This is a genomic window from Nitrospira sp., assembly GCA_029194665.1.
Classification (GTDB): domain Bacteria; phylum Nitrospirota; class Nitrospiria; order Nitrospirales; family Nitrospiraceae; genus Nitrospira_D.
This window is the reverse complement of sequence record JARFXO010000001.1, coordinates 14,143-33,462: the sequence shown is the minus strand read 5'-3', so window position 1 is coordinate 33,462 and position 19,320 is coordinate 14,143. Positions and strand designations below refer to the sequence as shown.

The window sequence follows — 19,320 nt, the reverse complement described above, 5'->3', positions numbered from 1 at the left end:
GTAGCGCCCTGCGAGGCAGGACCCGCGCCAGTGGGTTCGGACTAGGATGGGACTGCAGCCCTGTGAGTTCGTGCTACCCACTATTCTGGACCAGCAGGTGAGTGGGCTCGCTGTGTTCCAGCACGAGGCTTACCGGAAAGAGTACGGCGCGCCGCATCTCACCAACGCTGGAACGGGTGTTCCGTGGCACGACACGGCTGTCGTGGGCAATCGCAAGCTTCAATCCGATACGCGTCGGGAATCGAAGGATGAGAGAGATGCCATCGGCATGGATCAACATCTGGGCACCAAACATCACTCGGAGAGTTCCCGGTCGGCTGGGCATTGGACGGAATCTTACCTCTGCGGTCGGGCTCCGCCCAACGCGCCTGAACGGGCATGCTGTGGGGGGCTGGTGGTGCAGAACGATCAGACCCCTCTGGCTTACGCCGGATCAGGACTAATTTTCTCATCGCGAAGCCCCCACCAAATCATGTACTGTCTGCGAGTGAATCGCGTGATGACCCTATTCAGGTGCTTCGGGTCAGCCGGTGCCCTTATCGCTTTCAGCATGGTGACGGGATGTGGCTCAGCCTCTCCCAGCCGCCCCCCTCTGCCTCCCTCAGAGACCGATCTCGTTTTGGTCTCATCAACGGCACTCTGTGAGGGCAAGGCGGAATTCCTCAAGAACCATCCACCAAGCACGCATACGGTCAAGCCGTGGGGGAGCGGCCAGGAAGTCATGATTCCTGAGGAGAAAGGCATCTTACACGCAGAAGAGGGTTATTTTTTTGACGAAGATGGTGTACTGGTTGGAGCTCTCTTTACCTTTCCCAAAGGTCTGGATCTTGAACCCTACTCTGTACTCCGAGACACGCTCTCACGGCTGAAACCCTCAGTGGAATTCTACTTGAACGTGGCTCAACTCGAGACGCAAGGGAACATGGAAAGCAGTGCGCTCTTCGAAACAGGTGATGAGAAAACCACGATGCAATACCTCGTCACGGGTCTGCAAGAGCGCCCGGTCCTGCTCCTAGCCTCATTTAGCATTGATCCCTACGTGCGACTCTTCTCTCCATACCGGCGGGAGTTCCTTGATCGTCTTCGCAACCCGGCAGGGGGCAATGGAGGGCAAAAAATGGAACGGCAGGGAATCGAGGATAAAGAACCGTTTTTGTCCTTGCAGCAATTTGCTCGTGGCCAAGCTGCCCAGCTCGCATATTGCGGTGACAAGAACTATGATATCGCGGCCGACGCGTATCAAAAGGCGATCGCCGGTGGATTCACAAATAAGGTGTGGCTTGCCGAAGCTCATCATAAGTTGGGCCTCGCCTGGGAAGCCAACGGTCAGCTCGACAAGGCAAAAACAGAGATGCTGCAGTCGCTCGCCCTCAGGCCCAATATCCCGGAAGTGCTCAACAATCTTGGCACGGTCGAGATGAAACTCGGAAACAAAGCTGCTAGCCTAAGCTTGTTCGAAAAAGCGGTGATTCTTCGCCCCAATTATGCCTTGGCTAGGTACAACTTGGCCGAAGCCAGTGAGGACACGAACCCTAAGCGCGCTATCTCTGAGTACGAAACCTACCTTGCACTCTCCGAAGGGATTCCGGAAGAGGAAGCGCGGATTGCGCATGCCAAAGAACGCGTCAAGGTTTTGAAGCAGTAGTTTCGAGCCCTACCGGGATTTTTCTACTCGCGTGAAGAAACAATTCAGCCTCGACCTTGCTCTTCCTGTTCTTGAAGGGTCTTGCACTCGATACAGAGGGTGGTTACCGGGCGGGCTTTGAGTCGCTTGTAGGGAATGTCGCCGCTGCAGCGTTCGCAGATCCCATAGGTCCCTGCATTCATCTGATCCAATGCTTCATTGATTTTCTTCAGCAACTTCCGCTCACGATCGCGAATTCGCATGGAAAAATTCTGGTCGACCTCGGCGGATGCTTGGTCGCTGACGTCGGGAAATGTCGCGAGGTCGCCTCGATGTGTCAGGACTTCTCCGACATCATTAAGGATGGCGGCGCGTTGGCGTTCGAGGTCACGGCGGATGTCGGGATACTTGGCCTTCTGGGAGGCTGAATCCGGCTTGTTCAGGGAACCCCTGGCTCCCACCGAGCCCTTCGATTTTGCCGATGGAGTACGTGTACCGGAACGGCGTATCTTCATGGTTAGGGTTCTGCGTGTAAGGGAAACAGGGAACTATACCAATCTAGATGAGAGGGGGTCAACGAGGGTCGGTACGCGCTGAATCGGCTATACATCGCGCCGACCCTCGATCGATTTCAGCAACGTCACTTCGTCCGCATACTCTATGTCCATACCCACTGGAATTCCATAAGCAATTCGAGAAACGCGCACGCCGAAAGGCTTGAGCAATCGGGTCAGATAGATCGCTGTGGCTTCTCCCTCGATAGTGGGGTTCGTCGCGAGAATGACTTCTTCAACCCCACCGAGTTTCACGCGTTCGATGAGTTCATCAGCTTTGATATCACCAGGACCCACACCGTCAAGTGGAGAAAGTGCGCCCAACAGGACGTGATAGAGCCCGCGATAGGCGCCTGCCCGTTCGACGGCATACAGCGTACTGGGTTCTTCAACGACAAAGATCTTGGTGCGGTCGCGTTTCGGGTCGAGACAAAACTCGCACAAGTCTGCTTCGGCAATATTCCGACATTGTCTGCAAAACGCTAACCCATCCTTCACCGCACGAATGACATCCGCCAGTCGCAAGGCATCCTCTCGCTCGGCCTTCATGAGGTGAAAGGCCAAACGCTGGGCGCTCTTGTGACCGATTCCGGGGAGACGGACCAGTTCCTTGATCAATCTCGCCAACAAGCTTTGTTGATCGACGGGCATCGCTAAAACAGACCCGGAATTTTCATTCCACCCGTCAGGGCTTTCATTTCACCTTCCATCAATTCCTTGGCCTTGCGGAGCGCCTCGTTCGTCGCAGCCACCACAAGATCCTGGAGCATATCGACATCGCCGCTCTTGACGACCTCGGGATCGATCGCCACGCCAACGACCTGCATCGCGCCGTTCGCCGTGACGGTGACGATCCCGCCGCCGGCCGTCCCGCTGGTGGTTTTTGAGGTCGCTTGCTCCTGGATCTTGGCCATCTGTTCCTGCATGGCCTGCGCTTGCTTCAGTATGTTGCTCATGTTGCCGAAAGGATTTTTCATTCGCTTGCCTCCTGCTGGGCTATAATATGAACGTCGGCCAATTCGACGCCGAATATCTCGAGGGCCTGCTTCACCGTCGGGTTCGACTTCGCACGTTCGAACAACACCAGCCGTTGTTCTTGCTCCTTGGCCGCTCGTACTTGGGCCATGGTTGGCCCCGGTGGATGTGTCTCCGTCAGCTCGATAATCCGGACAGGTATGGGATATCCCAACTGGCGCTCGCACAACCTTGACAACACCAAAAGATTTTCTGCTTTCTCCAATCTAGCTTTCGCTACGGTTGCTTGCTTGCCGAATCCGATAATGACAAAGCCACCCTCCATCCCAACAAACCTGCCGGATTCGAGAAAGGGTGCGATATTGGGAAATGAAGCCGCAACCTCTTCTTGGACTAACTCCCACTGCAACATCGGTTGTGGACAGACGGCTATGGGAGGTATGGTGGTGTGGGTGGCTGTTCCCTCATTGATCGGTGGAATGTGAAATAGTACAGATGAAGTCGATCGCCCTTCATCTGTTTCCGCCATGGACGTCTGAGCTGCTTTAGGGCTGGACCTTGGCGTAGCCGGTACGTCCTGACGCAAAGGCGGCGGAGGTGGCGGCCCACTCTTGCGTCCTTCCGACCCAGCCGGAGGTTTCTGGTTGGAAGACGGCGATGTCTGTACTGGACGCGCCTCTGTACCCTGCCGTCGACACAACAGCCGTGTGGCTTGAACAGCCGCGGTCTCCATCACAAAACGAGGGTGACTGCTGAATCGTAAGGAATCTTCCGCTTGAACGAAGATTGCGAGCAACTCCTGAAGCTGCTCAGGAGTCAGTTCCTTGGCATTCATCGACAGTTGGTTCAGATCGTCCTCCGAGGTCTCAATCAAGCTACGCAGTTCGGCCCTACCGGGAACGACTGCCGCCACGAGCAGATTGCGTATGCATTCCACCACCTCCGCGCAGAACGCCCGCAAGTCATGCCCTCGGTCCATTAGCCTGGCCAGGCTGACAAGGGCCGCATGGCTGTCTTGGGTGATAATCGCCTTAATGATCTCCTGCACCAGTTCTTGCGGGACTGCTCCCAACAGAAGTTCAAGATCTGCGTGGCAGATGGCCTTGCCACCATATGCAACGGCCTGATCAAGCAAGCTCAGGGCATCGCGCATACTCCCTTCACTGGCGCGAGCCAGTGCCACAAAACTCCGTTCTTCAAGCGTCAACCGATCTTGCAGTGCCACGTGCCGAAGTCGTTCAATGATTTCGGTTCTGGCAATACGGCGAAAATTGTAATGCTGGCATCGCGAAAGAATCGTTGCGGGGATTTTGTGAATCTCCGTGGTCGCAAAGATGAAAGCCACATGGGCCGGTGGTTCCTCGAGCGTTTTCAACAGGGCATTAAACGCTGAGTTTGAGAGCATGTGGACTTCATCGATGATATAGACACGAAACTGACCACGAAACGGCGTGAACTTGACGTTCTCACGAATCTCTCGCACATCGTCCACGCTGGTATTGGACGCACCATCGATTTCGATGACATCAACCGAGTTCCCTTGCGTAATCTCACTGCAATTCTCACAGCTGTCGCAAGGATGGCTGGTCGGTCCTCGTTCACAGTTGAGTGCTTTCGCGAGAATTCGTGCGACGGTCGTTTTCCCCACGCCTCGCGTGCCTGAAAAGAGATACGCATGCGCAATCCGTTTGGTCGAGACCGCGTTCATTAACGTTTGGACCACATGCGGCTGACCGATCACATCGTCAAACGTACTGGGTCGATATTTACGCGCGGAGACTTGATAGTCCATTTCTCGCTATGCCTACCCTACGCAGTTATGCGCAGTCGATGCTGGGTTAAACATTCCTGGTCGAACAACGCAAAACTCATAGCTCGATGCTCCGCTCTTCTTCTCCAAGAAAGTGGGGCCAGGTGATCCTGCGGCACACAGAACTGGCTGCTTACCGTTGCTTCCTTCCGGACCTGGCGGGGTTCACAGGGTTCTATTGCACAGGGCCCAGCCCCTATGTTCGATCTAGCAGTCTGCTGAACAACTCGATTTGTGTGCTTCGACAAGCTGAGCACGAACGGAAAACCTCAGGATATTCAAGGACCGCTCCGTTCATCCTTCGAGAACCTTAGGGCGAACGGATGGTTGTTCTTCAACCTCCTAGACCCTCCAACACCGTCAACACTTCAGGCATCTATCTGCCCGCAGAAATTACGATGCACCGAATAAAGAGCGGGCGGTACACACGAAGTGCGGTTTGGCGGAGAGGGTGGGATTCGAACCCACGGTCCCGTTGCCGGGACGCATGCTTTCCAAGCATGTCGATTCGTCCACTCTCGCACCTCTCCGCATCGAGAAGTGAAAAGCGCGGTATCTTAGCATGCGTGTTCATGACCGGCAAGGTGACGCATCGTTTGTGCCGAATTGCGTCGTCGATTGGTCGATTGACTGACTCTAAGCTGCGTGTTAGCATGCGCAAAGTCGGTGCGATACTGCATTTTCTATATTAATTTAGCGCTCTGAATTATTCTAGACTGGGGCTGTGGCGCAGTTGGGAGCGCGCGTGAATGGCATTCACGAGGTCGCCGGTTCAATCCCGGCCAGCTCCACCAACCCGCACTTTGTGCGTACCGTCGGCTATTTTGAGGTTTTTCGTAATTGTGCCGACGGATAAAACCCACAAGTGTTTTGCAGTTTTCTGATAATCGGTTGAGTCGATCGCTAAGTTTCACAGTATCGTAATTGGCGCGATCGGAAAGAGTCTTCAACCCACGTTGGCATTCATAAACGTTCCGCTTGCGGGCGCGGGCCGCTCTTGTGAGATAGATCGTAATCCTCTCGGGGGGATGAGCGCCTCCATTGTCCAAAGATTCGGATTCTAGAATGTTTACTCTGTTTAATTTCATCACATTGCCCCGCCTCCCAACCTCCTAACCGTTCACTTCCTTCGAGCTCATCTCGGGTGACCCAGTCGTCCGATTTCACACGGAAGGTTTGTGTCGATGCTCCAAATTGAATCCATCAGCAAGCAATATTCCACGAAGCTGCTGCTCACTGAAGCCTCCGCGCATCTTCGCCCGAATTCGCGAGTGGGCTTGGTTGGCCCGAACGGCGCCGGAAAAACGACGCTCTTTCGGATGGTTCTTGGTGAAGAGTCGCCGGACAAAGGCTCGATCCGCAAGCGGCCTCGGCTCCGGATCGGTTACCTTCCACAAGAACTCGAAACGATTACCGGAAAGACCGTCCTCGATGCTGCGCATCGCGATGAGTACCCTGAACACGAAGCCAAGCGCATCTTGATGGGGCTGGGCTTTACGGAAGTCGATTTTGATCGGCTTGTCGAGAAACTGTCCGGAGGCTACCGAATGCGGGTCGCGCTGGCCCATCTGCTTCTATCGAACCCAGATGTGCTCATGCTGGACGAGCCGACCAACCACTTGGATAAGCCGACTCAGCGTTGGTTCGAGCAGTTTCTGCTCCAATCCGGCATGACGCTCCTGATCATCAGCCACGATACCGCTTTTCTGGACCGTGTGGTCACGCACATCTGGGAACTACGGCATCACAAGATCGAGGAGTACCGAGGCAACTATTCCCTCTTCCGCAAGTTGAAAGCGGAGCGGGATTCCCAGCTACAAGCCTCGGCGGCTCGACAGTCCAAAGAGATTGCCCGCGTTCAGAAGTTCGTCGATCGCTTCCGGTACCAGGCCAACAAGGCCAGCCAGGTTCAATCGCGTCTCAAACAGCTTGAAAAGGTCAAGCGGATTGAAATCCAACGAGATCCAAAGCGGGTCAAGTTCCGGTTTCCCCTTCCCTCAGCGAGCGGCCGCCAGGTATTGGATCTAGCCGGAGCTAGTAAGCGCTATGGTGAAAAGGTGGTCTACAAAACCCTCGATTTTTCCGTGGAGCGGGGCCAACGTATCGCGCTGGTCGGTGAAAACGGGGCGGGAAAAAGCACTCTTCTGAAGATGCTCGCGGGCGTACTCCCACTGGATACCGGCACCAGAACGGTAGGGCACGGAGTCACCTTGCACTACTTTGCGCAACATCAAGCGGAGACTTTGAACCCAGAGCACTCGATTCTTGAGTCACTCGAAGAAGTCACGAGACATGCGGAAATGAATTTTCTACGAGGAATCGCCGGTGCCTTCTTGTTCTCAGGACAAGATCAGAAAAAGCCGATCAAGGCCCTGAGCGGCGGCGAGCGGAACCGGGTCGCCTTAGCCCGCATGTTGGTTGAACCGGCGAATACGTTGCTTCTCGACGAGCCGACGAACCATTTGGATCCGGCCTCGGTGGATGTGCTCACTGATGCACTGGCTGAATTCCCAGGGACCATCCTCTTCATTTCCCATGATCCGACGTTTCTTGCGCGCATCGCCACCAGGGTCGTCGAAATCGAAGGGGGTCAGGCTCGAAATTTTATTGGTGATTATGAGTACTACCTGTGGAAGAAGGCTCAAGAGTTCGAATCGATAAAGGAAACAAGCGAAGAACTCGAGGGAACCGCAAAACCATCTGCTTCCGGCCCTACACGCGCGATGGCCCAGCAAGTCCAGCCAAAAGGGCGGGGAGGAGAGCGACGCGATCTAACCAAAACCCAGGCACGCTTGGAAAAGCAGGTGTCCCGAGCGGAAGCAGAAATTACCGAGGCCGAGACCAAGATCAAGGCGCGCGAAGCGGAGTTGGCCGATTCGACTCTCTACGCCGAGTTCGATCGTTGGAACCTCCTGCATCAAGAACAAGCGGCCTGGAAGCGTGATCTCGAACGACTGACCTCGCGCTGGGAATCGCTGTCTGCAGAATTAGAAAATGTAAAACGACAGCTCGTGTCGCTGGCTTAGCGCGGCCTTCCATATAGGTCGGCACGCTGGTGTTCATCAATGGCGCGATGGTGTTGTGGAAGAGAACCTTAAACAGAGGCCTTGAGGGTTTCCTCGAGGTAGTAATACAGCCAGCGGTTCTTCTCTTTCGTCACCAATTCGTCCCACACAACTCCGATCAAGAAACCTTTCTTGCCCCAAGGCTTGACCCAGGCGACGGTTCCGTCGAGCTTTTCCTGTTGCTCGACTCGATCGGAATCGAGGAAGGCGAGCGAAACAGTAACCTTTTCATTCGGAGGGAAGCGATCTTTGGTGTGAAGACCGGCCCCGATCTTGTTTACATTATCCAGGACGGCGGTACAGGCGCGCCCGCCGCTTTTCGGCGACACCAAGGCGGAGCCGACCAACGTCGCCCGGACAAACTTCCTCCGCTCGCTCAGTGCAGCCACGCCAACTGGCGATTTTCCTTCTACTCGCTTCATCGCTCTAAGTATAACCGATTAGACTACAAAGTAAAAGAGGATAATTGGCCCTATTCCCGCGGCTTCGGGCGGTAATACCGTCGATCTTTCAGTGGTGGTGGTAGGTGGGTTTGTTCAGTTCGTGCCGATGGGTCATCGTGGACATAACGATACTCCTGCCCATACCCTAATCCCTTCATCAGCGGGGTCACGGCATTCCGAAGATGCAGGGGAACTCCAAGATTTCCATGGGCTTTGACGTCCTGGAGGGCCTCCAACAGACCGACATACGACGCGTTGTCTTTGGGTCGCGAAGCGAGATACGTCGTGCCTTGAGCCAGATTGATCTGCGCTTCAGGCAACCCCACGAATTGAACGGCCTGCGCGACCGACATGACGATTATCAGTGCGAAGGGGTCGGCATTGCCGATATCCTCGGATGCAAAGATCACCATCCGCCTCGCGATGAATTTCGGATCTTCGCCGGCTTCCAGCATACGGGCGAGCCAATAGAGCGCCCCGTTCGCATCGGAATCCCGAAGGCTTTTAATGTAGGCCGAGATGATGTTGTAGTGTTCTTCGCCGGCCTTGTCGTACCTCAGCACCTTCCTTCCCAACGCGGCTTCCACCTTCGCTTTATCGATCACACGCCTGCCATCGGGTCCAGCAGACGCTTGCGTTACCACGAAGTCCAACGATGTGAGCACCGCCCGTGCATCACCATTGCTGAACGAGATCAGCCGCTGCCTGGCCTCCGGCGAGAGCTGCGCTTTGTACTCACCTAGACCTCGGCCGACGTCGGCGAGCGCGCGATCAAGAATCAGACCTAACGCCTCCTCAGTAAGCGGTTTGAGGACAACAACCAGCGACCGCGACAGTAGCGGGCTGATGACCTCGAAGGAAGGATTCTCCGTGGTCGCCCCGACGAGAATGATAGTGCCACGTTCGACATACGGAAGAAACGCGTCTTGCTGTGCCTTGTTAAAGCGGTGGATTTCATCCACGAATAAGATGGTCCGCTGCCCGCTGACCGCTCGGCGCTGCTCGGCCCCCTTGAGGATCGTGCGCAACTCGGGTACGCCGCTGGTCACAGCCGAGAATGGAACAAACTGCCCCTTCGTATGCCGGGCAATGAGATGACCTAGCGTCGTCTTCCCTGATCCGGGTGGTCCCCAGAAGATCGTGGACGAGAGCTGATCGGACTCGATGGCCCGCCGCAGCGGTCGATCCTGCGCCGTGATGTCATCTTGCCCTACAAAATCCCCAAACTGCTGCGGCCGCATCCGTTCGGCGAGCGGGGCTACGACCATATCTTCATGGTCGTGAGAGGTGAATAGATCAGGAGTCTGATCACGAGAGGGGCTCATTTCACTCCTTGAGAATCGCGGGGATTGTATACGCCGCTTGGCATGATCGCAAATGACCTCTTGACCCTGCAGACAGTCAGTGGTACGAACACCTCAGCCTACGGAGAAGGTCGTGCAAGGCAACATCAACGGCATCACCCTCGCCTTCAATGATCAGGGAACCGGCCTTCCCCTTGTCTTTCTCCATGCCTTTCCGCTCAACCGGACCATGTGGGCGGACCAGGAGAACGCGCTTTCATCCCAGCACCGAGTCGTTACGATCGACCTGCGCGGGCATGGCGAGTCCGATGCACCCCTCTGGCATTATTCTCTCAACCAAGCAGCTGATGATGTACGCGCTCTGCTTGATTATCTGTCGATCCAGCAGGCCGTCTTCGTCGGACTTTCCATGGGAGGGTACATTCTCTTCGCATTGTATAGGAAATATGCCGAGCGTGTGAAAGGACTGGTTTTGGCCGACACGAGAGCCCAAGCGGATACAGACGAAGGGAAACAGGCGCGGTTCGACATGGCTCGGATTGCGTACAAACAAGGTGCGCGGGCGATCGCTGACGTCATGATTCCCAAGCTGCTAAGTCCCGCAACGATCCAGACGAGGCTGGAGCTGGTTCAACGCGTGCGTGCGATGATCGAGGGCAACCAAGTCAGCGGTATAGCGGGCGCCTTAATGGCGATGGCTGAGAGGCCAGATTCCATCCCTCTTCTCACAAGGATGGCATGTCCTGTTCAAATTATCGTCGGTAGCCTAGATCTGCCCACCCCACCATCCGACGCGAAGGTTATGGCAGACAAAATCATCAATGCCCGCTTGACCATTATTCCAGGCGCCGCCCATCTTTCGAATCTGGAACAACCCGACCTGTTCAACGAAACCGTCCACTCTTTTGTGTCGGATGTCACAAGATAAACGAGGTGGCTGAGCGGGCACTCAGCAAACCATCACTCGGGATCGCCGACGCTACCACGTCGAATCAGTTTCAAAAACTCCTCGCGAGTCTGTGATTGGCTGCGAAACGCTCCCAACATGGAGCTGGTGACGGCGACCGTGTTCTGTTTTTCCACCCCGCGCATCATCATGCAAAGGTGTCGTGCTTCGGCGACGACCCCGACGCCATGTGCATTCAGCTTGGTGCTCAACGTTTCGGCGATTTGAACCGTCAACCGTTCCTGAACTTGTAGTCGCCTCGCGAACATATCGACGATTCTGGGGATCTTGCTAAGACCGACGACTTTCTTGTTGGGCAAGTACCCGACGTGCACTCTGCCGAAAAATGGGAGCAGGTGGTGTTCACACATGCTGAAGAAATCGATGTCTTTGACTATGACCATTTCGTCGTACTCGATCGGAAAGAGGGCGCCGTTCAACAGATGGTCGATATTGCGCTGGTAGCCCTGCGTCATGAAGGCCAGCGCGTTGGCAACACGCTCCGGTGTTTTGAGTAGCCCATTACGACTCGGTTTCTCCCCTAAGGCGAGCAGCATCTCTGTGACCAGTGATTGGAGCACCGGTAGATCCGCGGGCTTTCTACTCCCGCTGCTGTCTTCCAGCGATTCCCGTCTCCTCTCTCTCTTCGGTTGCTTATTCACCGCGCTTCCTCGTCGCCTTAGGTGACGCCTGCGTATTCGAAATAGTTGTCCCTGGTCTCGATGACTCCAACCTTTTGTAGACAGCCGTTAGTCACTAACGGCTCCAGGATGTCCCAAATTAGCTTGACGATGTTCTCTCCAGTTGTGGTTAGTTCGGCAAACGCAGGGTCACGATTGAGGTCCACATGATCGAAGCGATCGATGATCCTCTCGTTAACCAACCGGTCGAGTCGATCAAGGTCACACGATTCCTGCACCGCTCCGCTCTTGATTGTGACCAGCACAACGTAGTTATGCCCATGACCATTTGGATTATTACATTTTCCGAAGGCAGCCCAATTTTCTTCGGCCGAGAGGAGGTCGGTGTGAAGCCTGTGTGCAGCGCAAAAACGATACCGTCTTGTCACATGTACCTGTGACATTCGATTGTGTGTCTCTTGGAGTGGAGTAAACAGTGAGGACCACTCAGGATATGAGCGGCCCTCACCCGGAGGTCCATTGCCGACATTCTACGACGATCCCGTGGCGACGCTTCCGCGGTCAAGGTTACGCGCTAAACGAGCTGCCGCAGCCGCACGTCGTTTTGGCCTGAGGATTCTTGATTGAAAAGCCTGAGCCTTGCACGCTGTCGACATAGTCGACTTCCGCCCCTTGAAGCAATGGGGCGCTCTGAGAATCCATAATGAGCTTCACTTCACCCTTTTCGATAACGGTATCGTCTTCGGCCATTTTGGATTCAAAGGCCATCCCATACTGATAGCCATGACACCCGCCGCCGCGGACGTACACCCGCAATCCGACGACGTCTTTTTCCTCGGCCATCAACTCCTTGATCTTCTGTTCCGCCACCGACGTAATTGTAACCATCGCCTTCCTCCTCTATGGGTCAGTCCAACCCGCACCAACGGGTTAGAACGTTAGTCTAACACCTGTTTCTTGAATATCAACCCCGCGCTTCCGTCGCCGCTGTTGCCGGATTCTCCCATTTGGTTTCTGGGACGCGCACGACGACATCCCCCAAGACACGTGCCTGACAGGCAAGGCGATGCCATGGCTCTGTCAAGGCTTCTCGATCCAGCAAGTCTTGCTCATCGAAATCGATCTCCGAGAGGTGCTCATGCCCCATCTGAACTTCCACTCGGCAGGTAGTACAGGAGGCATTTCCTCCACAGTCATGATTCAACCGGAACCCCACTTCTTTTGCGGCATCGAGGAGAGAAATATTCTCTTCTACTTCCCCGCTTCGCCCGTCCGAATGAAGAAAAGTCACCCGTGGCATGACTCCTCCTAAGAATGAGCACCAATCCCCGCCGGCGCTTCCTGATAGGGACACCTCTGGAGCCGAATGTGGTCCTCATATTCGTGACGAAACAGCTTCAAACTACTTTGCACCAATACTGAGGCTCCGGTTACGAGGGTACAGTACCCAGTCCCTTTGACGAATCCACACAGTTGGAGCAGACTGTCCAAGTCTTTTTGCGTACCCTGCCCCGATTCAATCTTAGTCATCAGCGCAGCTAGATTGATGGTCCCCATTCGACAGGGGGGACATTGCCCGCAACTCTCGTTCTTGAAAAAATTTGAAAAGTGCAACGTCTTGGCCACCATACAGGTCGCATCATCGACGATGATCACACCGGCCGATCCTAGCCCCGTCCCAGCTTTCTTCAACGAATCGAAGTCCATGGGAAGATCGAGCTGATCAGCCGTTACCATGGAAAACGCCGGACCACCGGGAAAGACCGCCTTGATCTTGCGACCATTGGGAACTCCGCCACCACATTGCTCGATCAGATCACGGATGGTCACACCCATCGGCATCTCGTACACGCCGGGACGATTGATCGCGCCGCTCAATGAAAACATCATTGTTCCTGGACACTTCTCCGTTCCAACTTGAGTAAACCACGCGGCGCCTTTGTGAAGAATCCTAGGAATGTTGCACAACGTCTCCACATTGTTGACGAGAGTCGGCTTGCCATACAGGCCGAAGTCCGTCGGATAAAATGGAGGTTTCTGCCGTGGCATCGCAGGGCGCCCCTGCATCGACTCAAGCATGGCCGTCTCTTCACCGGCCACGTAGCTACCATGGCCTTCAAAGACCTCCAGCTCAACATCGACTCCACTGCCCAACACATTCTTCCCTAGAAGTCCCCGTTCTCTCGCTTGTGCTAAAGCTTTCTTCAGATTCTGCTGCTCTTCATGGTACTCATGATTCACGTAAATGAAGGACGCTTTCGCTTGCACCGTATGAGACGCGATCAGACAGCCTTCGATCAATTGGTGCGGCAAGGTTTTCAATAGATAGCGGTCTTTGAACGTGCCTGGCTCGTGCTCACCGGCATTACAAACAAAATATCGCTCTGGGACTCGGTGGTTCAAAACCTTGTCCCATTTGATTCCCGTCGGAAACCCTGCTCCGCCTCGCCCTCTCAGTCCGGCTTTCTTCAGTTCATCAATAACTTGAGCCGCCTTCAATTCTTTGACACAACGCTTCCAGGCTTCATACCCACCGACTTTGAGATACCCCTCGATCTCCCAAGGAGCACCCTCCGTCTGTTGTACAAGGCGTGGTTCTGCAGTCGTAGACATACTTTTTCCGATCTACGTCCTCAATGTAGAAATCGTACTATACGGCTCCATCGCTTCGCCCGTCAAGGCAATGGACAAGGCAACAGTCCTAAATAGGTCAGAATCTCAAGAAGTTAAGGCTAGGGGACCTACTCTGAGGCTGGGTCTAGAGGGCAGGAGAAATAAGGTTGAGATGTAAACCTGGCCGGTAGAATTTACTCCCACCGGCCAAGATCAGGATAAGGCACAGGCTCTATCTAAAGTGGCTGCCGGCACCCATGAAAAGCAACATGGGGATCGACAGCATGAAATTCACACGCGAGGCCAGCAATGCGCTCCGTCCCCACTGAGCCATCTCAGGGGGGGTTGGAGTCCCCTGAGCCGCGGCAGTGACGGCGGCAATGATCTTCTTCTGGTTCGGCCAGATAATCCCATGGACATTGCCCATCATGATAATGCCGAGCAGCCCACCGATCGCCAAAGCCACGGCTCCCGTTCCGCCCTTGTGGTACATGTGGCCATACAACAACACACCGGCCAGCACGGTTACCGTCGCTCCGTGTCGGAACCAATTGAGCGCCATCGGCATGAGCTTCGGAATCACAATATTTTTGGTGGGACCATCCAAGCTTTTCAGGAAGGTGGCATTGATCAAATTGAAGAAGTACAAGAGCCCGATCCACGTGATCCCCGCTAGGAAGTGAATCCAGCGAAGGATCAGCGAGGCCCATTCGGCATCACCCGCGCCAATTCCGGTTAAGCCCAAATATATCACTATCAATACGATGGACAGCGCAAATCCTGCCCCCATCGTCTGCATCGGATCTTCAAGAAATTTCATTGCTTCCTCTCCTGTGAACGGTTGATTGTCTAGTCCGATGTCTGTACTGTAGCTTTTCTCCGATTGTCAAGCCGCCAGGTTGGACTGGTCGTCGGTCACTCGTCAATGATGAGGGACTCGTCTTCTTTCCACTGACTCATCCTAATCCTGTGTCATCAACCGATCGACCGTGGCACAGAGTTCCCGCACCGCGCTCGCCGAGGTTTCCAACGCCGCCCGTTCATCACTGGTCAGTTCGTACTCCAGGATCTGTTCGGCTCCTCCACGTCCAAGCTTCACCGGAACCCCGACGACGACGTTTTTGAGTCCATACTCCCCTTCACACAGCACCGCGCACGGCATCACCTGCTTCTCATCTTTATGGATCGATTCAACCATCGCCACCGCTGATGCTGACGGCGCATAGAAGGCACTGCCCGCTTTCAAAAGGCCCACGATTTCGGCTCCGCCCTGTCGCGTTCGTTTGACGATCGCATCGAGTTTCTCCTTCGACATGAGTTCCGACACCGGCCTACCTTGCACGGTTGTATAACGCGGCAACGGCACCATCGTATCGCCATGTCCGCCCAATACCATGGCCTGCACCTCCGTAGCTGGTACATTCAATTCAGCGGCAATGAACGTCCGCATTCTTGCCGAATCCAAGACTCCGGCCATCCCGATGATTCTCGATTTAGGGAGACCGCTGACAGAACGCGCCACATGAACCATGGCGTCCAATGGATTGGTGACGAGGATCAGGATAATATCCCCGGAGCGGGAGACTAATTCTCTGACGACGGATTGCACGATTTTGGCATTCGTCGCCAGCAACTCGTCTCGACTCATCCCGGGCTTTCTCGGCTTGCCTGAGGTGATCACGGCGATCGATGATCCGGCTGTTTCGGCGTAATCGTTGGTGCCGACCACCTGTGTGCTGTACCCACAGACCGGCCCCGCCTGTGAAATATCGAGGGCCTTTCCCTGTGGAACTCCTTGGGCAATATCGAGCAGTACCACGTCATACAGATTCTTCTCAGCCAACCGCTGAGCCGTCGTCCCTCCGACGTTCCCCGCACCTACTACCGTCACTTTCGGTCGCTTCATCATGACCACCTCACTCTTCACGCGTGTTCGTGCTCCGTCCAGCCCGCAACTTTGAAGTTGATCGTGCAGACGAAATTATCTCCGTCGTAGAAATTGACCTTGATCTTCTTTTTGCCGAATGTGTTTGCCAGAAACTCCTCCGGGTTATTGACAAGTTCTTGAAAGCCGCCCGGAGGATACTCATCCAGGTCATGAAAGACCACGATCATCCCTTCTTTGACCTCCTGCAATACTTTCACTCGGCAACGCGGGTAGACTTCCCAGAACTTTGCTTCGATCATCTCCTTCGTCGGCTCCGGGCGGTCTTCACCCGGCTTGACGGTCTGTCCGAACTTGGCCAGTCGACGGACATAGGGATACTGATGCCCTGTGAAAAGCTTGTACAACCATGCAGGGATGGTCGTCTTTCCGATCGAGTTCGTCATGCCCTCGAGCTCTTACGCAGTCAATTGCTTGTAAATTCTCGGCAACTTCGCCGGAAATGCTTCGACGTGGTCTATGACGCAGTATCGTGCATCGGCGTACATGCTGCGTAGATAATCTTCAGCTTCCCGATCGATTGTGATACAAAAAGGTTCGACTCCCTGTTGTCTTGCCTCACGAAGTGCCACCTTCGTATCTTCCAACGAGTACGCGTCCTTGTACTGGTCGTCCAATGGTCTTCCATCGCTCAACAGCACGAGGAGTCGGTTCTTGGCTTCCCTGGTCAGCAGCTTCGCTGTTGCGTGCCGAATCGCCGCGCCGTCGCGATTCTGATGACGAGGAGCCAGACCACCAAGACGATGGGCTGTCTCTCCCCCGAGTCGATCGTCAAAGTCCTTGATCGTGAGAAACTCTATCTTCCCTCGTCCTTGGCCCGAGTAGGCATAGAGTCCATACTGATCGCCGACGGCATCCAGTGCTTCACAGAGGAGTATCAGGCCTTCTTTCTCAATGTCGATGACCCGACGACCGGTTCCAAGATCTCGGCTTGTGGATCCACTGACATCAACGAGGAAGGCCACCGCCACGTCGCGCTCTCGTTTTTCCCGCCGGATGTACAGCCGATCGTCGCCTACCATGCCCGCCCGCTGTTCCGCTGTTCGCCGGACAACCGCATCGAGATCCACCTCTTCCCCGTCGGGTTGCCCCGAGACGCGGCGAAAGGTTGGGGGACGCAAGCCTTCAAAAAACCTGCGCAGTGACTTGACAGTACTCTGGTGCGAGACCAACGTCTCCGTGACGAAGTCGTCGGATCCCAGATCCGCGGGTTGCTCCACCACGCGACACCAATTCATCCGGTAATCCTCAATCCGATAGTCCCACTCAGCGTAGAGGGTGGCTCGCTCGCCATGAGCGCTGACTTCCCGAATCGGTCGTGCGTCCAACTCAAGCGTGAGACACTCATCCACAATGGACGGCAATGAATACCCCTCGCTCAACGTATCTTTGCTTCGGAGATCTTGTTCGCCCCTCCGGACATTCTCCTTCGTTCGGCCGTCCGATTGTGCCCGAGACTCGTGGTGCCGGTCGAATTGTTCCTGCCTCCACGTGATGAACTCCGGATTCATCGAGCCACGATAGGCCACATCGGTCACAGCCCGGTATTGGTCATCCGATTGCTCCCATTTCGTCCCTCCCAATTCTGTATCCTTCCGCTTCTCGCGTCGGTCTGCGCGTATCATCTCGTCGCGAGCCACCAGCAGCTCCTCCAACCGCATGTAGACACCATCGACCACACGAACCGCTTCTTCCGCCGTGGCCGTAGTCTTGAGAACGGAACGGCACATACTCCAGAGGATTGAGACTTCTTCACTGACAGCCTTGGGCACTGCGGTATCTACTGCTTCACCGGTGGAGAGTCTCAGGAGACCATCGACGATCAATTCTTTGGCCGTTACTCCGTGAGCTGGATCGCGCGGAGCGATGGATTCCGTAGCGAATCTCGCAAGGTCGCACCGGAGTCCCGGATACTCGATTTGCAGCAGGAATTCGATACGCGCATCCTCCAGCACCGCCCATAGATCCCGCACCAGCGTAGGGTTCGGATACATCTGAAAGAAGGCGGCTAGTGTCTCTGGTCTCGCCTTATTGGATCGACCATATCGGCGCCGTACGGTTTCAACCAAGTCGGCGAGAGATTCAAGCGGGAGTCGATAGGTACCGAATTCCAAATGTCCAGCTTCATGCGCCGCCATCACGAGATAGAGCCGTTCGTTTTCCGCGGCCGTCGAGTACCGACGGAGCAGCGCCGGCAAGGAAATAGTCTTCCCGTCTGGACTGACCGTCGCCCGGGCTGGGGAAGTCACAGCATCAGGAAGCGCCATCACGGTCACATCGGTTCCACAGAGTCCTTGAACGAACAGTTTCACTCGTCGCGCGACCCGCCGAAACGGCACCCCGCTCAAGGCTTGTTCGATCGAAGCCAGCGCTTTTCTTGACGCTACTGAAAAATAAGCACGTGCTCCCTCTGGGCTGTAGGCTGCTACTTCCATCCCGGTCTTAAACCAATTCTCGAATCGCGGGAGGGCTTCGGGTCCATTTCCGATGAGTCCCACGAGTTCGGGGGCGCGACGCAGGTAATCGACCGTCACTTCAGCCTGCTTCTCGGCAAGCAGGGCGCCGTACTGCACCAGCCGGATCCGCCATTCCATTGACGGTAACCGACTTAAGAGGGCGGGTGATTCTGCGAGCCACGTTAGGCTGGACACGGGTGAATGTTCGGCCAACAGAAGGCACAGGGATACCACCTTTCCCCGAACCGGAGGGTCTTCGATATTTCCAAGAATCGATGGGCTGGTTCTTAGAAATTCCATGGTCGCCACATAGTCCGGCTTCCCGAGGCTATTCGGCACAACCAATTTCATGCCCACCGTGGCCCAGCTACGCACCGCCTCCCAAGGCAGCACGGAAGCCAGCTTGGAGATTTGTCGGATAAACTCAAGACCGACGACGACATTGACCTGGGTCAGTTCGAGGCCGATATCGAGCCAGGGTCGCAACTGCGTGGCAGGCACCTCTGACAGAATCCCCGGGGCATGGCGGATGTATTCGAGCGCAACGTTGGCGTCTTGCTCAGCAATTTCCAGACCGATTGTTAAGACTTCTGTGCGCGCATCGCCTTCCTCGATCAGCCCAAGGCTCAAAGGACTGTCCTTGAAATACTTCAGCGCGGAGGCCCCTGAGGACTGAGCCAGCGTCACTCCCAGGTCGAGCCACAAGATGCTATGCGAGAGGCCCGCCCGCCGGTTCAGCTCGGGCAATGCCGCCATCGCTGAGCCTGCTGCCTTTTCGGACAACTCTTGGAGCTCATCCAGCAGGGTCAGTACCCGCGCCTCGGCATCCAGCATGTGGGTGGCCCGCAAGGCAGCTACCACAGCCTCCGCGACCGCCGGACTCAACTCGGAGACCAGCCGCTGCAGCAAGATCTGTCGACTTGACATGTCCTTCATGACTTGTT

18 protein-coding genes, 2 tRNA genes and 1 other RNA gene are annotated in these 19,320 nt (G+C 55.3%); 4 read left to right on the top strand and 17 right to left on the bottom strand.

Annotated elements, in window-relative coordinates; translation table 11 throughout:
- Nucleotides 1-46 precede the first annotated feature (46 nt).
- Nucleotides 47-1,645: a hypothetical protein gene (locus tag P0119_00160; GenBank protein MDF0664466.1), complete on the top strand. Its 1,599-nt coding sequence runs from the start codon at nt 47-49 to the stop codon at nt 1,643-1,645.
- A gap of 44 nt (nt 1,646-1,689) precedes the next feature.
- On the opposite strand, the gene P0119_00155 is transcribed toward P0119_00160, so the two are convergent.
- The 6 genes from P0119_00155 to P0119_00130 all read right to left on the bottom strand — a co-directional run bounded on the left by P0119_00155 (nt 1,690) and on the right by P0119_00130 (nt 5,493).
- Nucleotides 1,690-2,139, bottom strand: coding sequence for a TraR/DksA C4-type zinc finger protein (locus tag P0119_00155; protein ID MDF0664465.1), 450 nt, complete (start codon nt 2,137-2,139; stop codon nt 1,690-1,692).
- An 87-nt stretch (nt 2,140-2,226) separates the two neighbouring features.
- Nucleotides 2,227-2,829, bottom strand: a complete 603-nt coding sequence (recR, locus tag P0119_00150; protein MDF0664464.1) for a recombination mediator RecR — start codon at nt 2,827-2,829, stop codon at nt 2,227-2,229.
- Between the two features lie 2 nt (nt 2,830-2,831).
- Nucleotides 2,832-3,155 carry a YbaB/EbfC family nucleoid-associated protein gene (locus P0119_00145; GenBank protein MDF0664463.1) on the bottom strand — a complete coding sequence of 108 codons (324 nt, stop codon included), beginning with the start codon at nt 3,153-3,155 and terminating at the stop codon, nt 2,832-2,834.
- Complete coding sequence (dnaX, locus tag P0119_00140; GenBank protein MDF0664462.1) at nt 3,152-4,945, bottom strand: DNA polymerase III subunit gamma/tau; 1,794 nt, start codon at nt 4,943-4,945, stop codon at nt 3,152-3,154. The genes P0119_00145 and dnaX overlap by 4 nt, the downstream gene beginning before the upstream one ends.
- 113 nt (nt 4,946-5,058) lie before the next feature.
- Nucleotides 5,059-5,158, bottom strand: an RNA gene (ffs, locus tag P0119_00135) — signal recognition particle sRNA small type.
- Nucleotides 5,159-5,403: 245 nt separating this feature from the next.
- Nucleotides 5,404-5,493 (bottom strand) — tRNA-Ser (locus tag P0119_00130).
- A gap of 188 nt (nt 5,494-5,681) precedes the next feature.
- Between P0119_00130 and P0119_00125 the strand changes: the two genes are divergently transcribed.
- Nucleotides 5,682-5,757 (top strand) — tRNA-Ala (locus P0119_00125).
- Nucleotides 5,758-6,147: 390 nt separating this feature from the next.
- A complete protein-coding gene (locus tag P0119_00120) occupies nt 6,148-7,989 on the top strand; it encodes an ABC-F family ATP-binding cassette domain-containing protein (protein ID MDF0664461.1) in 1,842 nt (613 codons plus the stop codon).
- Between the two features lie 68 nt (nt 7,990-8,057).
- Here the strand turns inward: P0119_00120 and P0119_00115 are convergent, their stop codons facing one another.
- Both P0119_00115 and P0119_00110 read right to left on the bottom strand, forming a co-directional pair.
- Nucleotides 8,058-8,417, bottom strand: a complete 360-nt coding sequence (locus P0119_00115) for a PilZ domain-containing protein (GenBank protein ID MDF0664460.1) — start codon at nt 8,415-8,417, stop codon at nt 8,058-8,060.
- A gap of 83 nt (nt 8,418-8,500) precedes the next feature.
- A complete protein-coding gene (locus P0119_00110; GenBank protein ID MDF0664459.1) occupies nt 8,501-9,796 on the bottom strand; it encodes a replication-associated recombination protein A in 1,296 nt (431 codons plus the stop codon).
- Nucleotides 9,797-9,875: 79 nt separating this feature from the next.
- On the opposite strand from P0119_00110, the gene P0119_00105 reads away from it, so the two are divergent.
- The gene (locus P0119_00105) at nt 9,876-10,703 is read left to right on the top strand and encodes an alpha/beta fold hydrolase (protein ID MDF0664458.1); all 828 of its coding nucleotides are present in this window, start codon (nt 9,876-9,878) and stop codon (nt 10,701-10,703) included.
- Nucleotides 10,704-10,735: 32 nt separating this feature from the next.
- Here P0119_00105 and folE read toward each other — a convergent pair whose 3' ends face one another.
- The 9 genes from folE to P0119_00060 form a co-directional block, all read right to left on the bottom strand.
- Complete coding sequence (gene folE, locus P0119_00100; GenBank protein MDF0664457.1) at nt 10,736-11,302, bottom strand: GTP cyclohydrolase I FolE; 567 nt, start codon at nt 11,300-11,302, stop codon at nt 10,736-10,738.
- A gap of 98 nt (nt 11,303-11,400) precedes the next feature.
- The gene (locus tag P0119_00095) at nt 11,401-11,805 is read right to left on the bottom strand and encodes a 6-carboxytetrahydropterin synthase (GenBank protein ID MDF0664456.1); all 405 of its coding nucleotides are present in this window, start codon (nt 11,803-11,805) and stop codon (nt 11,401-11,403) included.
- A gap of 124 nt (nt 11,806-11,929) precedes the next feature.
- Nucleotides 11,930-12,250 carry an iron-sulfur cluster insertion protein ErpA gene (gene erpA / locus P0119_00090; GenBank protein ID MDF0664455.1) on the bottom strand — a complete coding sequence of 107 codons (321 nt, stop codon included), beginning with the start codon at nt 12,248-12,250 and terminating at the stop codon, nt 11,930-11,932.
- A 76-nt stretch (nt 12,251-12,326) separates the two neighbouring features.
- Nucleotides 12,327-12,662 (bottom strand): 2Fe-2S iron-sulfur cluster-binding protein, encoded by a 336-nt coding sequence (locus tag P0119_00085; protein ID MDF0664454.1) that lies wholly within the window; start codon nt 12,660-12,662, stop codon nt 12,327-12,329.
- 8 nt (nt 12,663-12,670) lie between these two features.
- Nucleotides 12,671-13,975, bottom strand: coding sequence for an NADH-quinone oxidoreductase subunit NuoF (gene nuoF, locus P0119_00080; protein ID MDF0664453.1), 1,305 nt, complete (start codon nt 13,973-13,975; stop codon nt 12,671-12,673).
- Nucleotides 13,976-14,207: 232 nt separating this feature from the next.
- Nucleotides 14,208-14,795 carry a urate hydroxylase PuuD gene (locus P0119_00075; protein ID MDF0664452.1) on the bottom strand — a complete coding sequence of 196 codons (588 nt, stop codon included), beginning with the start codon at nt 14,793-14,795 and terminating at the stop codon, nt 14,208-14,210.
- Nucleotides 14,796-14,936: 141 nt separating this feature from the next.
- Nucleotides 14,937-15,884, bottom strand: coding sequence for a malate dehydrogenase (gene mdh / locus P0119_00070; GenBank protein MDF0664451.1), 948 nt, complete (start codon nt 15,882-15,884; stop codon nt 14,937-14,939).
- Between the two features lie 14 nt (nt 15,885-15,898).
- Nucleotides 15,899-16,306: a hypothetical protein gene (locus P0119_00065; protein ID MDF0664450.1), complete on the bottom strand. Its 408-nt coding sequence runs from the start codon at nt 16,304-16,306 to the stop codon at nt 15,899-15,901.
- 12 nt (nt 16,307-16,318) lie between these two features.
- Entirely contained in the window at nt 16,319-19,303 is a 2,985-nt protein-coding gene (locus tag P0119_00060) for a VWA domain-containing protein (GenBank protein ID MDF0664449.1), read from the bottom strand.
- Nucleotides 19,304-19,320: the final 17 nt, after the last annotated feature.